Origin of the sequence: Streptococcus mitis, from assembly GCF_003942795.1 — a bacterium.
In the GTDB taxonomy this organism is placed as follows: Bacteria; Bacillota; Bacilli; order Lactobacillales; family Streptococcaceae; genus Streptococcus; species Streptococcus mitis_BJ.
In genome coordinates this window covers 1-2,676 of the sequence record NZ_RJNY01000043.1, presented here as the reverse complement: position 1 = coordinate 2,676, position 2,676 = coordinate 1, and the positions used below count along the sequence as shown (strand labels likewise).

Sequence of the window (2,676 nt, the reverse complement as noted above, 5' to 3'; positions counted from 1 at the left end):
CCATGATATTCAAGATAAAAAATTCTCAAATTCTTGTTTGACTAGTTTACAAAACTCTTCCATGAATTCTAGTGAATAGTGTTGTGAGTCGCTAGTAATACTAATTTCAAATGCATTGTCTGTCTTTTCAAGAAGTACCATAAAAATTGATTTTTGATAATTATTATCCGATATCATGTTATTAATTGAATAATTAGTTCTTTTTAAAACTTTCCATGAAGTATCTGCAAAAGAGTCACCCAAATAATTAAATAATATATCTGGGCAAGCAACCTTTGATAAAGATTTTTTCACCTTGCTATACATGAGGCCATTATTTGGAACTGCTAACATTCTTCTTTCAATTTCATCACATTGAGCAACAAAATCTCTTTTTACATCAAAATTTATTGGATATTCTGAAGTAAACCACCCAACTACATCAATAACATTTTCTAAAAAGTCTTTAAACATTCGTCCATGCCCTTCTAACATAACTTGAATATTATTTTTTTGAGATATCATTGCAAAACATCGTACAATTAGTGATAAAAGAAAACGCTCAACTTTTAAATTACTTTGAATCACTTTTAAATTATCTTGTGAAAATTCTAGCTTTAAATAGTTTTTTTGTATTTTCAAACATTTTACATCTTTTTTCAATCTTTACAAGCTTTTTCTAGTATGAAGCACCCATGTTTCTCTGATTACCCCTATTTTTTTAAAAGATAAATTGCAAGAATAAGTGCAACATTTTTACCACTTATTTGAAAGTACCTCGAAGGGTGTTCTGTAACCTAAACATTTGCGTGGTAGATGGTTGATATGAAACAGTGCTGAGAACAAGTCTTCATCACTAAAGCTTGTTAAATCAGCCTTCTTAGGGGAATATTCTCTGAGTAAACCATTGGAGGTTTCGTTATTTCCCCTTTGCCAAGAAGCATAGGTATCCTCAAAGTAAAAATCAATACCAAGATCTTCTATCAAAGGGTAACAAGAGAATTCCTTTCCATTACAGAAATTTCATCACTACTATGGCTTCGGCTGAGAGCCTGCCCCAGCCATTGTTATTCAACGAAGAATAAGTTGATAACAACAATAGGCGAGGGTACTTCTTATGATTAGTTGTTACTACGTCTTATTTACTCCCATGAGACCTCACGGGATAAGTCGTACAAAGAAAAAAAGCAACGATTTTACGCTGCTTTTTACATCATGGATATTGATTAGCTATCAAAAAAATAAAATGGTTCACCTATTTAGTTTACTAAATCAACCTTCAAAGTATTCCTCTAGAAGCAAGTTATTATTTAGAATGCATAACTTTTTAAAATGTAATCTTTCTTGAAAATATGTGTCATGACAAACCAAAAGTATCGAACCTGGATAACTTAATAAGAATTTTTCTAGTGCATTAAGTGAGGTAATATCAAGAAAGTTTGTTGGTTCATCTAAAATAAGAAAATTTGAATCGCTCAGAAGGACTGATGCAAGTTGGCCTTTAACTTGCTCACCCCCAGAGAGCTTGCCAAACGGAACAAATATTTTATCAAATTTTAAATCTAGCATTGCAAGAAAGTTTATAATTAATTGTTTATTATGACTACTTGTTTCATATATATTATCAAAGAGTGTTTTATCTTGGTCTAGTGTATTTAATTCTTGACTAAAATACCCAATTTTTAAACCTTTTGAAAAATATCCATCTATTTCTTGATTTACTATACTTTTTAATAATGTAGTCTTTCCAGATTTATTTCTCCACCTGCTCCAGTTTGATAGTTGAAGTCAGGTTCATCTTGGCAAAGAGATTGAAAAGAAAAATGATAAATAAGAGTAAACGATAAGATAAAACCATTGAGCAGTTGAATTTATCCAACAAATCAATAAAAAAACTAGTAAGGAAATAAGTGAATAAATATAAGGAGATATTTGCTCAAAATGATGATTTTTTTGTATCGTATGTGATAACTAAATCTACGACTGATGCAATAAAAATTATCATAATTCCAAATATGTTTTATAAAAGATACACATTTTATATAATGGTTGTCTGGGTTCCTATTTTTGAAAACATATCCCTTCTTCTTTTGAAATTTTCTTACTCAAACGATTGATAAACTTATTCACTTTAAATACGATATTTTCATATCTATTGCTCTCTAATTCTATCTGGATACCTAACTCATTCAATTCCTTCTCAACAACATCAATGCCAATTTTATCAGTTATATTCAATTTTGAAAGATTCAATTTCATTTTTTGCTTATTTTCAACTGAAGCCAGTAAATATTCTGCTACTTGATTTAAGGTTGTCACTCGTTCTTGCAAAGCATTGATTCTCAATTCTGAAGCTGCCAATTCATGAATTAAATCATCTTTAATTGTAATATAAGAGTGCTTATCCATATCCAGCTCAAGTAAAGTATACACTTCCTCAATCTTCTCTTTAATCATATCGACTGTCGTTTTTCTGCGGAATGGAATCGTTTGATTTTCAGAGCTGAACTGTCTAATCAAGGTTCGACCTTTCATGTAGCGATTCTTCTCAGGATCGTCTTTATGATAGACATAGTAGGAGCTAGTTTCTCTAATAAAAACTTTCACCTTCTCCTCTTCAATATCGAGCTGCATATTCGGCACAAAGATAAGCCCCTCCTGACGAATACCAAACTTGACCTTGATGTAAATACCATC

At 30.8% G+C, this 2,676-nt stretch carries 2 protein-coding genes and 2 pseudogenes; all 4 read right to left on the bottom strand.

The window, feature by feature from the left end:
• Positions 1-9: 9 nt before the first annotated feature.
• Positions 10-642 (bottom strand): condensation domain-containing protein, encoded by a 633-nt coding sequence (locus tag D8847_RS10315; RefSeq protein WP_125841477.1) that lies wholly within the window; start codon positions 640-642, stop codon positions 10-12.
• Between the two features lie 93 nt (positions 643-735).
• A pseudogene (locus tag D8847_RS10830) lies at positions 736-990 on the bottom strand (transposase); the annotation flags it as partial.
• A 261-nt stretch (positions 991-1,251) separates the two neighbouring features.
• Positions 1,252-1,725: pseudogene (locus D8847_RS10305) on the bottom strand (ATP-binding cassette domain-containing protein); the annotation flags it as partial.
• A 315-nt stretch (positions 1,726-2,040) separates the two neighbouring features.
• The coding region (locus D8847_RS10295) for a helical hairpin domain-containing protein (RefSeq protein WP_221761515.1) at positions 2,041-2,676 on the bottom strand (636 nt) is incomplete at its 5' end.